At 65.0% G+C, this 20,276-nt stretch carries 18 protein-coding genes; 10 read left to right on the top strand and 8 right to left on the bottom strand.

Features of this window, described 5'->3' with window-relative positions; all coding sequences use genetic code 11:
* The first annotated feature begins 44 nt into the window (after positions 1-44).
* A complete protein-coding gene (locus MMG85_RS00965) occupies positions 45-2,876 on the top strand; it encodes a di-heme oxidoredictase family protein (protein ID WP_241044164.1) in 2,832 nt (943 codons plus the stop codon).
* Between the two features lie 101 nt (positions 2,877-2,977).
* Here MMG85_RS00965 and MMG85_RS00970 read toward each other — a convergent pair whose 3' ends face one another.
* The 3 genes from MMG85_RS00970 to MMG85_RS00980 are packed head-to-tail and all read right to left on the bottom strand — an operon-like array spanning position 2,978 to position 4,132.
* Positions 2,978-3,253 carry a DUF1427 family protein gene (locus MMG85_RS00970; protein ID WP_241044165.1) on the bottom strand — a complete coding sequence of 92 codons (276 nt, stop codon included), beginning with the start codon at positions 3,251-3,253 and terminating at the stop codon, positions 2,978-2,980.
* Between the two features lie 9 nt (positions 3,254-3,262).
* On the bottom strand, positions 3,263-3,820 hold the full coding sequence (locus MMG85_RS00975; protein ID WP_241044167.1) for a pyridoxamine 5'-phosphate oxidase family protein: 558 nt from the start codon (positions 3,818-3,820) through the stop codon (positions 3,263-3,265).
* Positions 3,821-3,838: 18 nt separating this feature from the next.
* Positions 3,839-4,132, bottom strand: coding sequence for a helix-turn-helix transcriptional regulator (locus tag MMG85_RS00980; protein WP_241044169.1), 294 nt, complete (start codon positions 4,130-4,132; stop codon positions 3,839-3,841).
* 267 nt (positions 4,133-4,399) lie between these two features.
* On the opposite strand from MMG85_RS00980, the gene MMG85_RS00985 reads away from it, so the two are divergent.
* On the top strand, positions 4,400-5,029 hold the full coding sequence (locus MMG85_RS00985) for a response regulator transcription factor (protein ID WP_241044170.1): 630 nt from the start codon (positions 4,400-4,402) through the stop codon (positions 5,027-5,029).
* A gap of 3 nt (positions 5,030-5,032) precedes the next feature.
* Here the strand turns inward: MMG85_RS00985 and MMG85_RS00990 are convergent, their stop codons facing one another.
* Positions 5,033-5,470, bottom strand: a complete 438-nt coding sequence (locus MMG85_RS00990) for a Rid family hydrolase (RefSeq protein WP_241044171.1) — start codon at positions 5,468-5,470, stop codon at positions 5,033-5,035.
* 392 nt (positions 5,471-5,862) lie between these two features.
* On the opposite strand from MMG85_RS00990, the gene MMG85_RS00995 reads away from it, so the two are divergent.
* Both MMG85_RS00995 and MMG85_RS01000 read left to right on the top strand, forming a co-directional pair.
* Positions 5,863-6,495 carry an isochorismatase family protein gene (locus MMG85_RS00995; protein ID WP_241044172.1) on the top strand — a complete coding sequence of 211 codons (633 nt, stop codon included), beginning with the start codon at positions 5,863-5,865 and terminating at the stop codon, positions 6,493-6,495.
* A gap of 438 nt (positions 6,496-6,933) precedes the next feature.
* On the top strand, positions 6,934-7,905 hold the full coding sequence (locus MMG85_RS01000; RefSeq protein ID WP_241044173.1) for an alpha/beta hydrolase: 972 nt from the start codon (positions 6,934-6,936) through the stop codon (positions 7,903-7,905).
* Between the two features lie 262 nt (positions 7,906-8,167).
* Here MMG85_RS01000 and MMG85_RS01005 read toward each other — a convergent pair whose 3' ends face one another.
* On the bottom strand, positions 8,168-11,185 hold the full coding sequence (locus MMG85_RS01005; protein WP_241044174.1) for a sensor histidine kinase: 3,018 nt from the start codon (positions 11,183-11,185) through the stop codon (positions 8,168-8,170).
* A gap of 233 nt (positions 11,186-11,418) precedes the next feature.
* Positions 11,419-12,408 carry a glucokinase gene (locus tag MMG85_RS01010; protein ID WP_241044298.1) on the bottom strand — a complete coding sequence of 330 codons (990 nt, stop codon included), beginning with the start codon at positions 12,406-12,408 and terminating at the stop codon, positions 11,419-11,421.
* A gap of 168 nt (positions 12,409-12,576) precedes the next feature.
* Between MMG85_RS01010 and MMG85_RS01015 the strand changes: the two genes are divergently transcribed.
* From MMG85_RS01015 to MMG85_RS01040, 6 genes are all read left to right on the top strand, one after another.
* Positions 12,577-12,984, top strand: coding sequence for a CopL family metal-binding regulatory protein (locus MMG85_RS01015; protein WP_241044175.1), 408 nt, complete (start codon positions 12,577-12,579; stop codon positions 12,982-12,984).
* Between the two features lie 118 nt (positions 12,985-13,102).
* Positions 13,103-14,878 carry a copper resistance system multicopper oxidase gene (locus MMG85_RS01020; RefSeq protein WP_241044177.1) on the top strand — a complete coding sequence of 592 codons (1,776 nt, stop codon included), beginning with the start codon at positions 13,103-13,105 and terminating at the stop codon, positions 14,876-14,878.
* Positions 14,806-15,783, top strand: coding sequence for a copper resistance protein B (locus MMG85_RS01025; protein ID WP_241044300.1), 978 nt, complete (start codon positions 14,806-14,808; stop codon positions 15,781-15,783). Before MMG85_RS01020 ends, MMG85_RS01025 begins: the two co-directional genes overlap by 73 nt.
* A 13-nt stretch (positions 15,784-15,796) precedes the next feature.
* Positions 15,797-16,330 carry a DUF411 domain-containing protein gene (locus MMG85_RS01030; RefSeq protein WP_241044178.1) on the top strand — a complete coding sequence of 178 codons (534 nt, stop codon included), beginning with the start codon at positions 15,797-15,799 and terminating at the stop codon, positions 16,328-16,330.
* Positions 16,331-16,420: 90 nt separating this feature from the next.
* Positions 16,421-16,816, top strand: a complete 396-nt coding sequence (locus MMG85_RS01035) for a heavy metal-responsive transcriptional regulator (protein WP_241044179.1) — start codon at positions 16,421-16,423, stop codon at positions 16,814-16,816.
* A complete protein-coding gene (locus tag MMG85_RS01040) occupies positions 16,813-19,194 on the top strand; it encodes a heavy metal translocating P-type ATPase (RefSeq protein ID WP_277399677.1) in 2,382 nt (793 codons plus the stop codon). The genes MMG85_RS01035 and MMG85_RS01040 overlap by 4 nt, the downstream gene beginning before the upstream one ends.
* A gap of 48 nt (positions 19,195-19,242) precedes the next feature.
* On the opposite strand, the gene MMG85_RS01045 is transcribed toward MMG85_RS01040, so the two are convergent.
* The gene (locus MMG85_RS01045; protein WP_241044180.1) at positions 19,243-19,683 is read right to left on the bottom strand and encodes an excinuclease ATPase subunit; all 441 of its coding nucleotides are present in this window, start codon (positions 19,681-19,683) and stop codon (positions 19,243-19,245) included.
* Positions 19,684-19,803: 120 nt separating this feature from the next.
* Complete coding sequence (locus MMG85_RS01050; RefSeq protein WP_241044181.1) at positions 19,804-20,271, bottom strand: hypothetical protein; 468 nt, start codon at positions 20,269-20,271, stop codon at positions 19,804-19,806.
* Positions 20,272-20,276: the final 5 nt, after the last annotated feature.

Here is a 20,276-nt window from a genome sequence, read left to right on the forward strand (position 1 = left end):
GCGTCGCCGGCGTTCCCCACGCGTCCCCACGGAGTCGGTCCCCGATGTATCCCCTTGCCCTTCAACGCGGCCGCCGCGTGCCGGTGGTGTTCGTCCTGCTGTCCGTCCTGTCCCTGTCCGCCTGCACCGCGCAGACCGACGAGGCGCGCGATGCACCGTTCTGGAGCAGTACGCGGCCGACCAGCGCCTCGTCCGCGCTGCCGCACCTGTCCATGGGCAATGGCGCCACGGCGGCCGCGGCGCAGGCGCAGGTCGCGCCACCACAGAACATCAACGTGGACCCGGTGCCTTCCGGTCGCTACCGCATCGCCAGCGCATCGAGCGGGCTGTGCATCGAGATCCGCGAGGGTAGCTCGGCCAACGGCACCCCGCTGGTGCAATCGGCCTGCGACGCCACGCTGCACCGTCAGTTCTTCGACATCGGCGAGACCACCACCGGCCAGTACCGCCTGCGCAACCTGGCCACGCAGAAGTCGGCTGACATTCCTGCAGGCTCCGGTGCCGATCACGTGATCGTGCAGCAGTGGGACGACAACGGCAGCGGCGCGCAACGCTTCCGCCTGCAGCGGGTGGACACCAGCGACCGCTACCGCATCGTCAACGTCAACAGCGGCAAGTGCCTGGGTATCGTGGGTGCATCGACGACGGCTGGTGCCAGCGTCGAACAGATCACCTGCGCCGCGGTCGCCGCGCAGCAGTTCCGCCTGGGCGCGGGCGAGCCGCAGCCGGTGCGGCAGAACGGGGCGCAACCGCTGATCCCGCCACCGCCGCCGGTGCCGCCCTCGGCCACCTACCAGCCCTTGCTGTGGCCGGACGATGCCGCGCCCATCCACTACACGCAGGACGACGGCACGCTGGTCACGCATGTCGGCGGCCGCGTACGCGACCGGCATGCGCGCGAGCCCATCGTCGACGACAGTTACCAAGTGTTCCCGCCGCACTATTTCGAACGGCGCACGCACGAGATCGTCATCCACGATGACGCCGTGCCCGGCACCTCCGGCGAACAGCGCATCCTGACCGTCGTGGTGAAGCCGCAGCATTACTGGTACGGCACCAACTTCCGCCACGGCTACATCGGCCGGCGCAGCGAGGATCCGCTCGAGCCCACCTCCGTGGCCCTGTACGCGGACAACGGCGGCATGAAGGTGCTGCCCGGTGGCGTGGTGGCGCAGACGCCCATCGCCAACTACGCGCAGTTCGGCCAGGACCCCAACAGCAACTACACGCCACCGGCCGGCACGCCGGGCAACGCCTTCGTGCTGGTGAAGGAGATCCGCACTGCCGCCAACGAGTCCCATCGGCCGCTGCGCAAGGGCGACCTGGTGGAGTTCGAGCTGGGCATCTTCCTGGCGGGCAATCCGGACGTGATCGGCCGCTTCAATTACTACGCGGAGGCGCTGGTCTACCGCGCCGGGTCGCACGGCATCGTGTCGTGGTTCCGCGGGCCCGGTTACGGCGTGCAACGTCCGCTGGATTCGCTCGCCATGCCGGGCGAGGCGCTCAGCGCCGGTCCGTGGATGACGCTGCACGAGGACACGTCCAGCGAACCGTTCCGCATGCTGCAGCAGGCGTCTCACAACATCGCCGGCTACAACATGCAGCCGTGGGCGGAAGGGCGCCGGCTGATCCACACCTCGTTCGCCAGCGGTCGCCATTCCGAGGAGAGCAACACCGTCTTCACCGCGCATGCGGGCAAGACCGCACCGCGCTTCTCGCAGACGCGCTGCGTGGACTGCCATGCCGGCAACGGCCGCAGTTCGCCCGTGGTCGGTGCACCGCTGAACCGGCTGGGCGTCTTCGTCGGCGTCGCCGGGGCAGGGGGGCAGGCGCCGGACGCGCGCTTCGGGCTGCGCCTGCAACAGGGCACATATCGCGAGGCCGGTGCGAACATCGACGGGCGCGAAGCCGAACTCGTGCTCACCGGCTACACCGAGCTGCCGGGCCGTTATGCGGACGGCACGGGCTATGTGCTGCGCCGGCCGAACTACGCGCTGCGCGATCGCGCAGGCCAGCCGCTGGCGCTGCCGACCGCGTTGTCGGTGCGGGTGGCGCCGTCGCTGATCGGCCTGGGTCTGCTGGAAGCGGTACCGGAACAGCAGCTGGAGCGTCTGGCGCTCGCGCAGCGCGGCGATCCTGACGGCGTGGCCGGGCGGTTGCAGATCGTCGCCGATCCGCGCGACGCCGGTGTCAGCCGCGTGGGCCGCTTCGGCTGGAAGGCCGCCGCCGCCACGCTGGAACAGCAGGCGTCGCTGGCGTTCAACACCGACATGGGCGTGACCTCGCCGCAGATGCCGTCACTGGAATGCGCACGTGGCAGCCAGGGCACGGCCTGCGCGCAGGTCGATACCGGCAGCGCCAAGCTGACCGCGTCCGACATCCACCAGACCACGCTCTACCTCAGTCTGCTCGGCGTGCCGCCGCGGCGCGACTTCGACAATCCGCTGGAACAGGACGCACAGGCGCGTGCCCGGCAACTGCGCGTCAAGCGCGGCGCACAACTGTTCGAGGCGGCCCGCTGCAGCACCTGCCACACGCCGACGCTGCAGACCGGACACCATCGCTTCACGGAACTGCGCTACCAGACCATCCGTCCGTACAGCGACCTGCTGCTCCACGACATGGGCCCGGACCTGGCCGACACCTACATCGAGGGCCGCGCCACCGCACGCGAGTGGCGCACACCGCCGCTGTGGGGCCTGGGTCTGGCCGCCGCGATCGATCCCAACGTCCGCTACCTGCACGACGGTCGCGCCGCTACGCTGGAAGAAGCCGTGCTGTGGCACGGAGGGCAGGGCACCGCCGCCAAGCAGCGATTCGAGGCGATGAGCGCGGAGGACCGGCGGGCGCTGGTGGATTTCCTGAGGTCGCTTTGAGCGACACGATCCTGATCGAAGTTGCAGTTCAATCCGCCTCGGATGATGCAGAGGTGACTGTTGATCAGGTGAGGAACCGCCGGACCTCCACCGAACCTGGATTAATCGTCCATCCGGGTGGAGTGGACGCGGGAAGCATCCTTGCATCCGGGCAAGCTCCCCAGAACGTGGTCGGCACACTGGTCTCGAAGGAGTTCCACCGTGAAGCCATGGCCTTGCGTCAGCCGCTTGGCCAGGGGAACCACTTGTTCGCCAAGCAGGATGCCGAGCAATCCGACCAGGGCAACGACCGGAGGTGCGGGCGAGCGAACGTTCAACAAGCCGTAGACGAGTCCCACCAGCAGACCGGCGCCAAGCGCGATGAGGTAGATCTTCACGGTAGCCCCTTATGCATCGAGAGTGAGGTTGGCCAAGTCCGCCCGGGAGTACCGAGGCGTGATGTGCTGCGGACAGTTCCAATCGAAAGCAGCTAGCCGGAATACGAAAGCGCGCTCAATGTGGGCGCGATATCCCGGCATCGTCAGTCTTCCCGCAAGTTCGGGATCGTCCGCCAGATCCTGGAGCTCCACGGTCAGGAAAATCTTGAGGCGTCGCCGGTTGGGATAGTCCATCAGGAACATGCAGGCACGGTCCTCCGTGGCGAGATTGCCCACGGTGATGTACTGCCGGTTCCCTCTGAAGTCGGCGCACGCCAGGGTGCGGTTGTTTATCACGCGCAGGAATCCTGGCGGACCGCCCCTGTGCTGCACGTAGGGCCAGCCGTTTGCTGAAATGGTGGCGAGATAAAAGCTGTCCCTCGCTTCGATGAAACTCTCTTCCTGCGAAGTGAATCGATCGAAATCCCGATGACCGGAAAAGTTCTTGAAATGGCTTGCGCTGCCATTTTCCTCTTGCGCTGCCTGGACACCCGGCGTCATGGCTATTTCAAGGAATCGATATCCCATGGACTTCCCCTTGATTCACTAACTGACGGACGATAGAAGGCGGAAATCGCGCGGGCTCATGCCCACCCATCTCGAGAAGGTCCGGCAGAAGTGACTCTGGTCATGGAAGCCCAGGTCCTGGGCCACCGCGCAGATCGTGCAGCCGCTGCAGGCGAGCGCCTCCTTGGCCATCTCGATTCTTTTCTCCATGACATATTTCATGGGGCTCTTGCCCGTACGCGCCCGGAATTTGCGGGCAAAGTGGAACCGACTCGTGCAGGCGGCTCCGGCCATTTCGTGAAGGCGAAGCGCCGCGCCCGGATTGGCGTCCATGCATCTTTCTACCGCGGTCCAGGACCGGTCACAGAGTGGTCTTATGCTTCGTGCTGACGGGTTGGCGGTATCGGTAGGCATTGCAGGCACCTCGTCTTCGGTGCCACCATGCTGCGGCGTTGCCTCTCTGCGGCGTCACCCCCGTTCGTGCGGTCCCTGACTCCCGTATTCGGGGTATGCGTGACGCCTTTCCAGGCGGCCCGGCCGATTGTCCTGTGCGGTATCCACGGGTCAGACACCAGTCATTCCGACCAGGAGATGCGAGTGATGTCCGAAGTCTCTTCCAGGATCCGGATAATCGTTGTGGACGACCACCCCCTTCTCCGCGCCGGGATCGCTGCCGTTGTCAACGCCGAGCCCGACATGGTCCTGGTAGGGGAGGCCACCCGAGGTGATGAGGCGGTGACGTTGTTCCGAAGCATGCATCCAGACATCACGCTGATGGACCTGCAGATGCCGGGGATGAGCGGACTGGATGCCATACGGGAGATCCGGAGTGGCACCCCATCGGCGTGCATCATGGTACTGACTACATATCCGGGCGACGCCCAGGCGTCCGGGGCGCTAAAAGCCGGAGCGGCCGGCTTCCTGCTGAAAAGCTCTGTCAGGAAGGATCTTCTGCAGGCAATCAGGGTTGTTCATTCCGGAAGAAGATTCGTGCCCGCGGATGCCGCCATACAGATTGCCGAGAATCTGCTCGACGAATCATTGAGTCAGCGCGAACTCGAAGTGCTTCAATGCGTTGCACAGGGAATGGCCAACAAGGTCGTGGCCGGAAAACTGGGGATCGCAGAGGAAACGGTCAAGGCGCACATGAGAAACATAATGGAGAAGCTTTCGGTGCACGACAGGACGCATGCAGTGACGAAAGCCCTCAAGAGCGGAATCATTCGGTGACGATCAGTCCGGAACGATCGCGGTCATGCTGATCTCGATCAACTGCTCAGGCAGTGCCAGTCGTGTGGTGCCGACCATCGTACTCGCGCATTGCGGCCAGTCCGACTCGTAAGCTGCCCTCCTGATGTCTCCTGCCGCGGCGAACGCCGCGACGAAGTCCACCGCGTAGATGGTTTCTTCAACGACATTGGACAGGGTTAGCCCATAGCGCCCCAGAAGCGCCGCTGCGTTGGCGTAGGTGGCTTTCATCTGGATCGCGCTATTGGACCCATCAATAATGCGTCCCTGGTCGTCCAGCACTGCCGGCCCTATGAGATTGCCGTGTTGATCGTGTGCCAGCTGCCCGGACAAGTAGATGGTTTGGCCCACCCTGACGGCCTGGCAGTATCCAAAGGCCCGCTCCCACGGCATCCCGAAATTCTCCACGGATCTATTCAGCATGTCGGTCCCCAACAAGTGGCCAGATAGCAAGTTTCCCGGAGAACTCCGCCAGAGACTTGTTCTTTCGTGCGAACCCGAATGCCACTCCGGACCGGGGGGACCTCGCTAGAAATCAGCTAGGTTGCGGTCGCCGCCGGGACAGGCGGATGTTGCGCAAGGCACAGGCAGCAAAGCCAGGCGCTCAGCAACGACTCGTTGTGCAGCTACACCTGGCGATCGTGAAGCAGCCACGCCTTCGGTCCGGCATGCAGCTTCCGGACTTCGGCGCTCAGGCATAAAGCTAGCTGATCCTAGGTAGGGATCCACCCCTGAAACGGGGTATGGCCCAGCAGCCGGCAGGGCGCACTCTTTGACTTGGATTCAATAGCCACCAAGCACAGGAGTAAGTCGATATGAAGAGCGCTCTTTTCAACCCTGACGATACCGTGATCGTCCTCCTCGACCATCAGACCGGTCTGTTCCAGACCGTCAAGGACATTTCGCTCGCCGAGCTTCGCGCCAATACCCGCGTACTCGCCAAATTGGGCGAGCTGGCCGATCTTCCGGTCATAACGTCGGCGTCCGTTCCCGACGGCCCCAATGGTCCATTGATGCCGGAGATCCACGAGCTCGCGCCGCGCGCAACGTACGTACCGCGAAAGGGCGAGATCAATGCCTGGGACAACGAAGCATTCGTCGAGACCGTGAAGTCGACGGGCCGGAAGACACTGGTCATCGCCGGCGTATGGACCAGCGTCTGCGTGGCATTCCCGGCTCTGGATGCAAAAGCGAATGGATACAACGTTTACGCAGTTCTGGATGCCTCCGGTGATCCGAGTCCCTTTGCCTCACAGATCACCATGGCGCGCCTGACACAAGCCGGTGTAGTTCCCATAAGCACCAATGCGGTGGTTTGCGAGGTTCAGCGTCACTGGAATCGACCGCAGAATGCCGACTATGCGCAGTTGTATGTGGACGTTGCTCCCAACTATGGAGCCGTGATGGAAAGCTACCAGCGCGCACAGAAAGTAGTGCAGGGCGACTAGTCCATATACACGGAATTGGCACGGCCCCAAAAGTACCCCGAGCGATGGCGCGATGATCGAATTGCCACCCTTATCTCCCATAGCCGGTCGACGCAGAGGTGCCCGACGTCAATCGTGAGGGAGACCGCGTGCGTCGCGCACCTCGGTGGAGCCGTCGACGACGAAGTACTTCGTATCGTGATGCATGTCAGCTCGTTGCGAAACGGGGCTGATCATCTGTATGAAGGAAGAGTCTTGATTGCGCGTAGGCGACGTCGCAATTGCATTCGCCGTGCATGCCGACTCGGACAGATCGTGCGGTCTTCGCACCGAAGTACAAGATGAAAACCAGGTGGATGGCAATAGTCATTCCGGCAGCATGGTCCAGAACCCGATCGCATGATCATGCTGCATGCAACAGACGCCGAAAGCATCACATCCAGGACCCCGGAGTCACCTATGAAAGCCAACTTCTCAAAATTCACGTACGCCTTGCTCGCGCTGCTTCTTTTCGGAGCGCTGAGCTTCTCGGCGGTCGCTGCGAACAGCATCAAGCAGACGACAGCGGAGTCGATACAGGTCAGCTATCACCGAACGACGATTGACGGTGTAGAAATTTTCTACAGGGCAGCCGGCCCACAAGACGCACCGGCGATTGTGTTGCTGCATGGATTTCCCACTTCCAGCCAGATGTATCGAGAGCTCATCCCGAGGCTGGCTGACAAGTATCGAGTCATTGCCCCCGACTTTCCTGGATTCGGACAAAGCGCGGCGCCGAGTCCGGAGCAGTACAAGTACAGCTTCGAGGGTGCCGCGAACTTGGTAGACAAGCTGCTCGTCAGCTTGAAGGTTGATCGATACGCGCTCTATCTGATGGACTACGGCGCTCCTGTCGGGTTCCAGCTGGCCGTCAAGCATCCTGAGCGTGTAAGCGCGCTCCTGGTTCAGAATGGAAACGCCTATCTTGAAGGTATTGGCGCTTTCTGGGATCCGATCAAAAAGTTCTGGAATGACGACAGTCCGGCAAATCGCGAAGTGCAGAAGAATTCGCTGCTGACGATCGAAGCCACGCGTTGGCAGTACTACGAAGGCGTCAAGGATCCGACATTGGTCAGCCCAGACGCCTACACGCTCGATCAGGCCTACCTGGATCGACCGGGAAATGCGGATATCCAACTGGCCTGGTTCTACGACTACCAGAACAACCTGCCGAAGTACCCCCAATGGCAGGCCTACTTTCGCAAGCATCAGCCGCCGACCCTTGTGATGTGGGGCAAGAACGACCAGATATTCCTTGTGCAAGGCGCCGAGCCTTATCGCCGCGACAATCCGAAGGCTGAGATCCACATCCTGGACACAGGACATTTCGCCTTGGAGACGCATGGTCCCCAGATCGCGAGGCTTATAAAGGAATTCCTCGCGAGGCACTGACTGTTTGGCCTCTCAGCAATGGCGGCAGAGTAGGCAGGCCATGAATAAAGCGCCGAGCCGGCGAGGAGCATCATCCTGATCCGTGGCGCATTTGTTGACGGTTCGGATGAGTGCGAGGTCTACGTGACTTGATGCGAAGGGGGTGCCCGAACCGGTCGGTCCGGTTCGGGGCCCGCGTCTAACGCGTCCGAGGCGAAACCCTTGCTGCAGGAATCAAAGGCCATGATGTTGATGTCATGGGCACCACGCCTCGTTTGCGTAATCACCATGAGTCCGTGTGATGCGTTGCCGCCCTGTACGCGATCGAGCCCGGCAACATCAGCCTCACTTCTGTTCCCCCGCCCGACAAGACGCGAACGTGGAAGGAGCCTCGCAAGTTTCTGGCGCGCTCGCGCATCCCGGCCAGCCCGAAGTGGCCCTCCTTCTGTCCTCTGTCAGCGACCTCCGGTGTCAGGCCCACGCCGTTGTCGGCGATGCGGAGGCAGAAATGGGCACCATGACTGATATCGATCTCAACCCGGCTTGCGTTGGCGTGTCGCCAGATATTGAAGATCGCCTCACTTGCGATGCGCGTCACTTCTTCCGCCACCAGCGGCTCGAGCGCACGAGGTTCGCCAACGGTCGTGACCCTGATATCGACCCCGGGATCGAATTCCACATGTGCAGTGATGGCCTCAATGATCCGTCCGATGTCGCAGTCGCGCGCGGTACGCAGGTCCAGGACACGGTTACGGCCTTCAGCAATGACGGCGTCTGCGCGATCGAGCACGTCCTCGAGCTTCGCGCGGGCGGGCAAGTCTTTCGGCAGTTCGTGCACCGCTGCCTGGAAGTGCAGCGTCATCGCCTGCACCGACTGGAGCAGCGTGTCGTGCAGTTCGCGTGAAATGCGTTCTCGCTCTTCGATCCGCTCAGACATGCGCATACGGATGCGCTCGGCAACCACGCGCAACCTTCTCGAGTAAGCCAGCCATAGCAAGCCGACCATGGCCAGTGCGCAGAGCAGCTTGAACTTCCAACTCTGGAGAAAGGTCGGTGGGATCTCGATCTCGAGCGTCGCGCCATCCGCATTCCAGACGTTGTCTTCATTGGCTGCGATCACGTGGAAGCGATACCGACCCGGCCCCAAGTTGTTGTATGTCACCTCCCGGTGTCCGCCCGCGTCGACCCAATCCGCATGCAGGTTTTCCATCTTGTAACGAAAGCGGACCCTTTCCGGGACGCTCAGGCTGACGGCGGTATAGGTGATCGTCAGCGAGGACGTACCTGCAGGCAATGCCAGGGGCAGGGCATTCGAGTAGACGGCACCCTGCGCCGTCACCGACGCGATAGCGACGGGCGGAGGCACGTTGTTCAGATCCGAATCATCAGCCGCGAGGACGGCAACGCCGTTATTGCCGATCACCCAGATGCGACCGTCCTCACCGGTCTCGATGCTCGATGAGCGCGAACCTTGCTGGGCCACTCCGGGCATGCCGTCGGTCTGATCATAGACACGATAGACCGGTGAGTACGATGGGTCAGCAAACGCCTTCCTCACTTCGTCCGCCTTCATTCGAACAACGCCCAGCAATCCATTGAAGAGAAAATCGCCGCCAGCGGTCCAGCCAATGCCGGAAATGCCGAACAGCGGAGCGACCCGCCCTGCACCGACCGTCTGGAAACGCCCGCCGTCCAGTCGCGCGACGCCGAACTCTCCGCCGACCCACACCACGCCGTCACGAATCTTGATGTCCTCCACGCCGCCGACCTCGAGACCCTCGCGAGTGTCGTACACCCGCATGCCGTTCGCGTCATGACGGGAGACACGGTTGTCAGTGAAACCAAACCACACGGGCCCAGAGGGGTCGGATTGAGCAATCGACGGTGGCGGCAAGCCGAAATCGAGCTTCCCGCTCCAGGCGTCGCGCGTCAGCCGATAGGTGCCGGTGGGGAAGGCGACCCAGAGGTTTCCGGCACCGTCTTCGGCCATTGCCCTGATGTTCTGTTCAACCACGTCAGCGGGGAAGGGGATCCGCGAGTGTTTGTTGTCGCGAAAACGCACCAGTTGCCGCCGGTTGCCGTACCAAAGCGCGTCGTCTCTGGACCGAAAGAAAACCGTCGGCCCAGACTCGGCCAAGCGCGCGAAGGGTCGAGCAGCCTCGTTGGGGGCGGCACGAAAGAGCGATACTCCGTCGGTGATGTACGTCGCGTCGGGCATCGCGGCAATGCCGTATCCGAATGCGGTCGCGCTTGGCACGGCGGTGTCGTGAAGGATATCGGCCGTGCGGAACCGGTTCAGGCCGGCATTGGTTCCGACCCAGATGTTTCCCTCCCGATCAGTGAGGATGGGAATACTTCGATCGGAGGTCAGACCGTCCTTGCGCTGGAACACGTCGACGTCCGAAGCATCAAGGCTTTGTGTCGGAGGGGGCCCTTGGCGTGGATCGAAGCGAAAGATGCCGCCCCTCAGCCGGTCTGTTCCCCAAATGGCGCCATGGCGGTCGATCGCATAGTTGGCAGCCGCTAGCGCATTCGCGCCCGTGGCAGGCTTCAGTGTCCAGAGGCTTCGGCTTTCCCCGGCCGGAAAGTCCTGCAGTGGCCGCAACCCGTGGAGGTTATCGGTGACCCATATTCGTCCGTCTGGTGTATGGGTGAACGTAGCGTGGTGTGCGATCACGCCGGTTGGCTCGAACTTCCTCGCCCCCGGTCGGAGAAAAAAAATGGTGCGGGTGGTGCTCAGCCAGAAGGTTCCATCGCGCGCGAGGAACAACTCGATCAACATCTCGGACGGGATGCCCCAGTCTGCGCCCAGCTTTCTCCACTGACCGTCTTCAAAGCGGGAGAGGCCGCCGTGCGATAACGCCCATAGCGCGCCATTTCGATCCTTGACCAGGCGGACCACCATTCCCGGCCAGACGCCATCCTTCTCGAGAAACGTGGTGACACGCCCGTCGCGCAGATGGGAAATGCCGCCATCGGAATAACCGATCCATGCCTCATTCGTGGCCACGACCTCGACCGCGGTGATATCAATGGACGCGAGCCGTTGGCCCGGCGCGGGTTGAAAATGTTCGAAGTGGACACCATCGAAGAGATGGAGGCCCGAACCGGTGCCCAGCCACAGAAAGCCATCCGGTCCCTGATCCATTGCCCAGATCTCGGGCGGCGCGCCGTCCTTGGCCGTCCAGGCCGTGTGGTGGAACTGGCGGATGCTTCGATCGGCGCTCCGCGCATGCCCCGACGGACACACGATGGCGATCCACAAGCCGACCATCAGGACGAACACGAGACCTTTGCTCATGTAACCACCGAGTGCAGACTGAACTGCGCCGAGGCGCGAGCGAAGGCATGGTCGCATATACAGGCGATGGTCCGACCCCAGCAGCGGCCGGGGATCAGCGAGCCACCAGGTTCCAAAGGGATATCAAGTTGCTGTTTTCTTGGATCAGGAAAACTGAGTGCCGGGCAATAGACGCACCTGATGAGATTCTACATAATATGCATTATGCGAAATGGCATATCCGCCGAAAGACGTCACTCCTTCCGGTTCTGCCGGTACCAGGCCACGGCGCCCAGCAGTCCCAGCTGCCCATGCTCCACCCGCCACACCGGCACCCGTTCCAGTTGCTCGGTCATCACGCCCTTGTTGAGGTAGCGCTGCAGGAAGCGGCCGTCGTGCAGGAACTCCGGGATGTGCGCCGTCACGCCGCCGGCCAGGTACACGACCCGGGCGCCGAAGATGATGGCCAGATCGCCGACGACGCTGCCCAGCCAGCCGCAGAACGTCTCCAGCGTCTCCCGTGCCAGCGGATCCGACGCGGCCGCGGCCACCAGCGCGCCCGCATCCGCATGCACCGGCGTGGCATCGCGCAGCTCGCACAGGCACCGGTAGAGATTCATCAGGCCCGGGCCGGACAGCACGTGCTCGTTGTGCAGGTATGGACGGTCCTTCAACAAGCGGCGCACGACATCCAGCTCCAGCGCGTTGCCGGCCGCCAGCGATGCCTGGCCGACTTCCGTCGGCAGCACGCGTGGCGGTTGACCCTCGATCCAGACCGCCGCGCCCAGCCCCGTGCCCGGGCCGATCACCAGCGCCGGCGATGACGTTGCTGACGCCGTCAACGGCGTGAGCGGCGACAAGGTGTCCGGCGCCAGCGTGGGCACCGCATTGGCGACGGCCTCGAAATCGTTGATCAGCTGCACCCAGGCCAGGCCCGCCCCGGCGCGCGTCTGTTCCACCGACACCGCCCACGGCAGGTTGGAATTGATCAGCCGGTCGCCTTCCAGCACGCCGGCGATCGCCACGACCGCGCCATGGCACGGCGTGCCGGCCGCGTAGTCGCGTAGGATCGAGGCGAGGTCGGGGTGCTCGGCGCAGGCATAGCGACGGTAGTCGTGGATCTCGTTGCTGCCGCTGGCGTCGATCCAGCCCAGCCGCGCATATGTACCGCCCACGTCCGCGACGATGATGCGGCGGGAGGTCGGACCCTGCCGGGATGAATCGGTGGAAACGCCCGCGGGCATCTTGCTCATCATTACCGTGCCCGCCATGCGATTGCCGTGTTGTCCGAGGTCCTCAGAAGCCCGGCAAGGATATCGTGTCCCAGCGGACCTGGGCAGCGTGGACCGCCAGCTCACGCTTGCTGAACCCCTACGCCGAGGTAGGCGCGCCGGCTGGCGTATCATGGGCACATGTCCCGCTTCGCCACCCTGCTCCGTGCCCTGCTCTGCCTTGCGCTGCTGCTCAATGGCACAGCGTACGCGCATGCCGCCACGCGCATGGCGATGGGCGATATGGCGGCGGCGACCCAGGCCGACGACGGCGTTCCGCCCTGCCATGAAGGCATGGAGATGGACATGGCGATGGAGGGCGAAGACGCATCCCCGTCCGCCCACCATAACGACGATGCCGGCCTGCATGATTGCTGCAAGGCGGGCAATTGCGACGGTTTCTGTGCCCAGCATGCGCCGGCGGTGACCTGGCTGGCGCCGTTGGACCCACCGCGCTATCCCACCGCGGACGCCCCGACCTACCACGCCGGCGCGCACGCCTCCGTGCGCCTGCCCCACCGTCTGCGACCTCCCATCCCGGCGGCTTGACGCCGCATTTGCGGCTCTCCGCAACGCCGGTGGCGCAGGTCGCGCACCGGCGCAACGACCACGACGGACGCCTCCGCGACAGCGGCTGGCAGTGCCGACGATGCACAGGATGGTTTGAATGAAACACGATGAATCCACACCCGGACGCCTGGGCGCGTTCCGGCCCACGCGTCGCCAGTTCGTCACCGGACTGGCGACCGGCAGCGTCGCGTTGGGCCTCGGCCTGGCGCGCATGCCCGCTTCCGCCGGTACGCCGGCACGGCGCGGCGGCGCGGCGCTGGTGACCGGCACCGATTTCGCGCTGAACATCGGCGCCATGCCGGTCGACATCACCGGCCGCACACGACCGGCGATCACCGTCAACAACAGCCTGCCCGCGCCGACGCTGCGCTGGCGCGAGGGCGACACGGTCACCGTGCGGGTCAGCAACCGGCTGCGCGACATGACCTCGATCCACTGGCACGGCATCCTGCTGCCGTCCAACATGGACGGCGTGCCGGGCCTGAGCTTCAACGGCATTGCGCCGGGCGAGACGTTCCAGTACCGCTTCCAGCTGAAGCAGTCCGGCACCTACTGGTACCACAGCCACTCGCTGTTCCAGGAACAGGCCGGCCTGTACGGCGCGCTGATCGTCGATCCGCGCGAACCACCGCCGTACCACCACGACCGTGAACACGTGGTGCTGCTGTCCGACTGGACCGACCTCGACCCCGGCGCGCTGTACCGGCGCACGAAGAAGATGCCGGAGCACGACAACTACTACCAGCGCACGCTGCTGGACTTCGTGCGCGACGCGCGTCGCGACGGACTGGCGGAGACGATCGCCGACCGCGGCATGTGGGGACGCATGCGCATGACGCCGACCGACATCTCCGACATCAACGCGCACACCTACACCTACCTGGTGAACGGCGCCGCGCCGTTGGGCAACTGGACCGGCCTGTTCAAACCCGGCGAGAAGGTGCTGCTGCGCTTCATCAACGGCAGCGCGATGACGTACTTCGATGTGCGTATTCCCGGCCTGAAGATGACCGTGGTCGCCGCCGACGGCCAGTACATCTATCCGGTCAGCGTGGACGAGTTCCGCATCGCGGTGGCGGAGACCTTCGACGTGCTCGTCGAACCGATGGGCCAGGACGCCTTCACGATCTTCGCGCAGGACATGGGCCGCACCGGCTATGCGCGCGGCACGCTGGCGGTGCGCGACGGACTGGAAGCGCCGATCCCGTCGCGCGACCCGCGTCCGCTGCTGACGATGGCCGACATGGCCCACGACATGGGTGGCCACGGCGCGCACAAGGGCATGGAAGGCGGCTGCGGCGCCAACATGAGCGCGATGGATCACGGCGCGCACGGATCCGCATCCACCGCACCGAACCATCCCGCCAGTGAAACCGGCAGCCCGCTGGTCGACATGCAGTCGTCCGCCAGCGAACCGAAACTCGACGACCCCGGCATCGGCCTGCGCGACAACGGACGGCAAGTGCTGACCTATGGCGCCATGCGCAGCCTGTTCGACGATCCCGATGGCCGCGAGCCAGGCCGCACCGTCGAACTGCACCTGACCGGGCACATGGAGAAGTTCGCCTGGTCGTTCGATGGCATTCCGTTCGCCAGCGCCGAGCCGTTGAAGCTGAAATACGGCGAGCGCATGCGCATCGTGCTGGTCAACGACACGATGATGCAGCACCCGATCCACCTGCACGGCGTGTGGAGCGACCTGGAGGACGCCGACGGCGGCTTCCATCTGCGCAAGCACACCATCGACATGCCGCCGGGAACGCGGCGCAGCTACCGCGTGCGCGCCGACGCGCTGGGACGCTGGGCCTTCCACTGCCATCTGCTGTACCACATGGAAGCCGGGATGATGCGGGAAGTGAGGATCGAAGCATGAAGACCCACTTCCCTGCCCCGCTCGGCATGACGGCGGCGATCGCGATGGCGCTGGGTTTCGCCCTCCCCGCCTCGGCACAGCATCACGACCATGCGCACCACGTCACGACCGATGCGCCGAAGCAGGACGCGCATGCGCAGCACGACCACGCGGCGATGTCGCAGTCGGAGCCGGCCACCACATCCGCGGCGCCACGCGAGCCGATCCCCGCCATCACCGCCGATGATCTGGCCGCTGCGTTTCCCGCCATCGACCACCACGCCATGCAGCACGCGCCGGCGTTCAACCACAAGGTGACGTTCAACCGGCTGGAAGTCTGGGATGCCGATGAAGGCACCGGACAGGCCTGGGAAGGCAGCGCGTGGTTCGGCACCGACACCGACCGCCTGTGGCTGCGCAGCGAGGGCGAACGCATGGGCGGCCATACCGAAAGCGCCGACCTTGAAGTGCTGTACGGCCGCAGCGTTTCGCCGTGGTGGGACGCGGTGGCTGGCATCCGGCATGACTTCAAGCCGCATGACGCGCGCACCTGGGCCGCGTTCGGCGTGCAGGGCATGGCGCCGTACCGCTTCGAGGTGTCGGCGACCGCCTATGTCAGCGAGGATGGACAGGTCGCAGCCAACGTCGAAGCCGAGTACACGCTGCGCATCACCAACCGGCTGATCCTGCAGCCACTGGTGGAAGTGGACATCGCGGCGAAGGACGATCCGGACTACGGCATCGGAAGCGGCATTTCCGGCGTCGAAGCGGGGTTGCGGCTGCGCTACGAGATCAGCCGTCGCTTCGCCCCGTATGTCGGCGTGGTGCACGAGCGTGCGCTCGGCGACACCGCCGATCTCCTCCGCGCAGACGGCGAAGACACCCGCGACACCCGTGTCGTGGCGGGCGTCCGGATCTGGTTCTGAGGGGGAGCACTTCATGACAAACCACACGCCCCTGCCCCGCCTCGCCTGCCTGCTGTTGCTCGCCAGCACCCTCACCGCCTGCACGCAGGCGGTGCCTGCGCCGGTGGACAGCGCCATCGCGGCGACGCCTGCGCCGGCCACGCAGCAGACGACCGCGGCGGCCGTGACGCCGAAGATCACCGTCCATCGCGATGCCTATTGCGGCTGCTGCCATCTGTGGGTGGAACACCTTCGCAAGCAGGACTTCGACGTGGACGACCGCATCGAGGACGCCATGAGCCCGGTGAAGGAGCGGCTGGGCATCGTGCCCGAGCATGCGTCCTGCCACACCGCCGAAATCGCGGGCTATGTGGTGGAAGGCCATGTGCCGGCATCGGACATCCGTCGCCTGCTGCGCGAGAAGCCGGACATACGCGGCCTGGTGCTGCCCGGCATGCCGATGGGTTCGCCGGGGATGGAGGTGGAAGATGTCGACGCACCGGCGTACACCGTGCTCGCGCTGCATCGCGACGGCAGCACCACGCCGTACGCCACGCATACGCCGTGAACCGAGGGGGAAGGCACGGACGCCGTTCCACCCCTTGACTCTGGAGCGTACTCCAGGGTGCAGACTGCCGGCACTTCGAGGAGTTCCCGCATGAACATCGGCCAGTTGTCCCGTCGCACCGGCGTCCCCATCGACACCGTGCGCTACTACGAAAAGCAGCGCTTGCTGCCCACGCCCACGCGCAGTGCCAGCGGCTACCGCCATTACGAAGCGGACGATGTGCTGCGGCTGAATTTCATCCGCCGCGCGAAGGCGCTCGGGTTCACGCTCGAGGAAATCCGCGATCTGCTGGCCCTCAGCAGCGCCCACGACGGCGACATGGCGGCCATCCGTTCCGCCGCCACCGACAAGCTGGTCGACGTGGAACAACGCCTGGCGGAGCTGACGCGCGTGCGTGACGGCCTGCGCCAGTTGATCGATGCGTGCCCGGGGCATGGCGCACTCGACCAGTGCCCGATTCTCTCGGCACTGGGAGGTGAAGCATGAGCCGCTCCGCGCACGCGCATGGACACCCTTCCCTGCAACAGCCGGCAAAGCTCGCGTGCTGTGGCGGCCATGCCGGAGGTCGCGGCGACGATGACGGACACGCGACCGATCCGGTCTGTGGCATGAAGGTCGATCCGCTTGCCACCTCGCATCACGCGGAGCATGCAGGCCAGGCCTACCACTTCTGTTCCGCGGGTTGCCGTACGAAGTTCGTCGCCGATCCCGTGCGCTACCTGCATCCGACCGCGGACGCCGCGCCGGTACCGGCGGGCACGCAGTACACCTGCCCCATGCACCCGGAGATCGTGCAGGAGGGGCCGGGCACGTGCCCGCTCTGCGGCATGGCGCTGGAGCCGATGCTGCCCTCGCTGGAAGAGGAGGAGAACCCCGAACTGACGGATTTCCGCCGACGCTTCCGGTGGTCGCTGCCGTTCAGCGCCGCGACGCTGCTGCTGGCGATGGGCGGGATGTACCTGACGGTCATCCCGACCACCGTACGTACCTGGCTGGAGTTTGCGTTCAGCAGCCCGGTCGTGTTGTGGGCCGCGTGGCCGTTCTTCCAGCGCTGGGCACAGTCGATACGGCACCGCAGCCCCAACATGTGGACACTGATCGGCACGGGCGTGGGCGCCGCCTACGGGTACAGCGTGGTCGCCGTGCTCGCACCGCAGCTGTTCCCGCCGTCGTTCCGCGAACATGGCCACGTCGGGGTCTACTTCGAAGCGGCCGCGGTCATCGTGTCGCTCACCCTGCTTGGCCAGTTGCTGGAGCTGAGGGCGCGCTCGCAGACCTCGGATGCGATACGCGCCCTGCTGGGCCTCGCACCGAAGACCGCACGCCGCCTGCGCGATGATGGCGACGAGGAAGATATCGACCTCTCGCACGTGCATGTCGGCGACAGGCTGCGCGTGCGGCCCGGCGAGAAGGTGCCGGTGGACGGTGTGGTGCTGGAAGGCCGCACGCACATCGACGAATCCATGCTGACCGGCGAGCCGATGCCGGTGGAGCGTGCGTCCGGTGATCGCGTGATCGGCGCCACGCTCAATGGCGCGGGCAGTCTGGTGATACGCGCCGAGAAGGTGGGCAGCGACAGCGTGCTCGCCCAGATCGTGCAACTGGTGGCGCAGGCGCAACGCACCCGTGCACCGATGCAACGGCTGGCGGACCGCGTGTCGTTCTGGTTCGTGCTCGCCGTGCTCGCCGCGGCGCTGGCGACCCTGCTGGGCTGGGGCCTGTTCGGCCCGGATCCCTCATGGACGTACGGTGTCCTCAACGCCGTGTCGGTGCTGATCATCGCCTGCCCCTGTGCACTGGGACTGGCCACGCCGATGTCGGTGATGGTGGCCAGCGGGCGTGGCGCGCAGGCCGGGGTGCTGTTCCGTGACGCAGAAGCCATCGAGACCCTGCGCAAGGTCGACACCCTGATCGTCGACAAGACCGGCACGTTGACCGAAGGCCGGCCCTCCTTCCACGTGGTGCATGCGCTGGCACCGTTCGATGAGGACGAGGTGCTGCGCCTGGCCGCCAGCCTGGATGCCGGCAGCGAGCATCCGCTGGCACAGGCGGTGGTGCAGGAAGCGCGCCGCCGCGGACTGGTGCTCTCTTCCGCACGGGAATTCGAGTCCTGCAGCGGCATCGGTGTCCGCGGACAAGTCGACGGACATCGCCTCGCGTTCGGCAATGCCGTACTGATGCAGGAGGAAGGCGTTTCGATCCTGCCGCTGCAGGATGATGCCGACCGCATCCGCGCGGAAGGCGGCAGCGTGATGTTCCTTGCCATCGATGGCGCGTGCGCAGGCAGCATCGCGGTGACCGACCCCATCAAGGCCACTACGCCCCAGGCCCTGCGTGCACTGCGTGAAGGTGGACTCCGCATCGTCATGGCCACCGGCGATGGCGAACGTACCGCGCGTGCGGTCGCCGCGCGCCTCGGCATCGATGAAGTCCACGGTGACGTGCGTCCCGCCGGCAAGGCCGAACTGGTGTCGCGTCTGAAGCGGGAAGGCCGTCACGTGGCGATGGCCGGCGATGGCATCAACGATGCGCCGGCCCTCGCGGCGGCCGATGTCGGCATCGCCATGGGCACGGGCACCGATGTGGCCATGTCCAGCGCGCAGGTCACCCTGGTGAAAGGCGACCTGCGCGGGATCGCACGGGCCAAGGCGCTGTCTGAAGCCGCCGTGCGCAACATGCGGCAGAACCTGGCGTTCGCGTTCGCCTACAACGCGCTGGGCGTGCCGGTCGCCGCCGGCATGCTGGGCCTGTTCGGTGGCCCGATGCTGTCGCCGATGTTCGCGGCCGTGGCCATGAGCCTGAGCTCGGCATCCGTGGTGGCCAATGCCTTGCGCCTGCGACACACGCGCCTGCCGGGCGACTGAGACCACGTGCGGCCGCGGCAAGCCGCCGCACGGGACCTGCGACGGTGGCTATTTGACTTTCGCGTAAGTCGCCTTGAACGCGACGCCGCTCATGATGCCACCGGCATGGCATTCATAACTGGTGGCGCTGCGGAACTCGTTCTTCTTGAAGTAGCTGACGATGTCGATGACCGCATTCGCACCGCGGTCCTTGGCGCCCTGCTGCAACGCCTTCAACGCCGACAGCGCCACCCAGCGGCAGGACTCGGCATCGGACTTGCCCACGCCATTGGTCTTCCTGTTGGTGACGTCCTCACCGAAGCGCGACACCACCGCGGGCGTCTTCTGGCCGGCCAGGTAGAAGCGGACGCTGCCGTCGATGCCGGCGGCCTTGGCCTCCGGCGAATCCAGCAGCTCCTGCAGCGGCAGTTCGAGGCGGGTGTCGGCGGCGAAGGCCGGCACCGCGGCCAGCAGCAGGCAGGTCATGCCAGCGGTCAGAAGTCGTTTCAAGGTTCAGCTCCTTGGGTGAAGGCGGCGTGGCCGCGGGAAGATGCAGCGTGCCAAGCCGGATGTTCGGGTCGTGTGCAGGGGCGATGGGGACGCGGCATCGCATGCAGGAACGGCGGCCTCTCAGGACGTCGGTGCAGCGGTAGGCGCCGTCTCCGCTTCCGTCATGTCGGGCAGGTGGAACACAGGCGACTGGTGGATATCGTGGGCCAGGTTCCGGATCCAGCGGTTGTAGTTGCGATGGATCTCGGCGACGCCGCGCTTGATCTCGTAGTCCATCTCCTTGCTGGAGACATACGAGATCTTGAAGCCCTCGGCGTCGTAATCCACCGCCACCACCACCTCGTGCTCGCGTGGCGCGTAACGCAGCGTGACCTGGCCGGGCTTGCTGTCCACGACCGTCCAGCCCCGCAGCCTACCGGCGTAGATGATCGCCGCGCTGACACGCTTGGCGGTAGGCGCGATGCCGTTGGTGGATTCGACCCTTTCGTAGACAGGCACCACCATCGGGTCCTGCCTGCCGGCGCTGGCCGGCATGCTGGCCGCCGCCAGTGCGAACGCGAACAGCAACGCTACGGAACGCTTCGTCATGTTTC

It is taken from the genome of Pseudoxanthomonas sp. LH2527 (genome assembly GCF_022539275.1).
GTDB lineage: Bacteria > Pseudomonadota > Gammaproteobacteria > Xanthomonadales > Xanthomonadaceae > Pseudoxanthomonas_A.

Bases quoted from the DNA above. Each gene is read 5' to 3' on its own strand.
- MMG85_RS01030 (WP_241044178.1), top strand. From the start codon at position 15,797: ATGACAAACCACACGCCCCTGCCCCGCCTCGCCTGCCTGCTGTTGCTC.
- MMG85_RS01040 (WP_277399677.1), top strand. From the start codon at position 16,813: ATGAGCCGCTCCGCGCACGCGCATGGACACCCTTCCCTGCAACAGCCG.
- MMG85_RS00980 (WP_241044169.1), bottom strand. From the start codon at position 4,132: ATGGACGCCAATCCGGGCGCGGCGCTTCGCCTTCACGAAATGGCCGGA.
- MMG85_RS00990 (WP_241044171.1), bottom strand. From the start codon at position 5,470: ATGCTGAATAGATCCGTGGAGAATTTCGGGATGCCGTGGGAGCGGGCC.
- MMG85_RS01050 (WP_241044181.1), bottom strand. From the start codon at position 20,271: ATGACGAAGCGTTCCGTAGCGTTGCTGTTCGCGTTCGCACTGGCGGCG.
- MMG85_RS00965 (WP_241044164.1), top strand. From the start codon at position 45: ATGTATCCCCTTGCCCTTCAACGCGGCCGCCGCGTGCCGGTGGTGTTC.
- MMG85_RS01005 (WP_241044174.1), bottom strand. From the start codon at position 11,185: ATGAGCAAAGGTCTCGTGTTCGTCCTGATGGTCGGCTTGTGGATCGCC.
- MMG85_RS01000 (WP_241044173.1), top strand. From the start codon at position 6,934: ATGAAAGCCAACTTCTCAAAATTCACGTACGCCTTGCTCGCGCTGCTT.
- MMG85_RS00995 (WP_241044172.1), top strand. From the start codon at position 5,863: ATGAAGAGCGCTCTTTTCAACCCTGACGATACCGTGATCGTCCTCCTC.
- MMG85_RS01020 (WP_241044177.1), top strand. From the start codon at position 13,103: ATGAAACACGATGAATCCACACCCGGACGCCTGGGCGCGTTCCGGCCC.
- MMG85_RS01015 (WP_241044175.1), top strand. From the start codon at position 12,577: ATGTCCCGCTTCGCCACCCTGCTCCGTGCCCTGCTCTGCCTTGCGCTG.
- MMG85_RS00975 (WP_241044167.1), bottom strand. From the start codon at position 3,820: ATGGGATATCGATTCCTTGAAATAGCCATGACGCCGGGTGTCCAGGCA.
- MMG85_RS01010 (WP_241044298.1), bottom strand. From the start codon at position 12,408: ATGCCCGCGGGCGTTTCCACCGATTCATCCCGGCAGGGTCCGACCTCC.
- MMG85_RS01035 (WP_241044179.1), top strand. From the start codon at position 16,421: ATGAACATCGGCCAGTTGTCCCGTCGCACCGGCGTCCCCATCGACACC.
- MMG85_RS00985 (WP_241044170.1), top strand. From the start codon at position 4,400: ATGTCCGAAGTCTCTTCCAGGATCCGGATAATCGTTGTGGACGACCAC.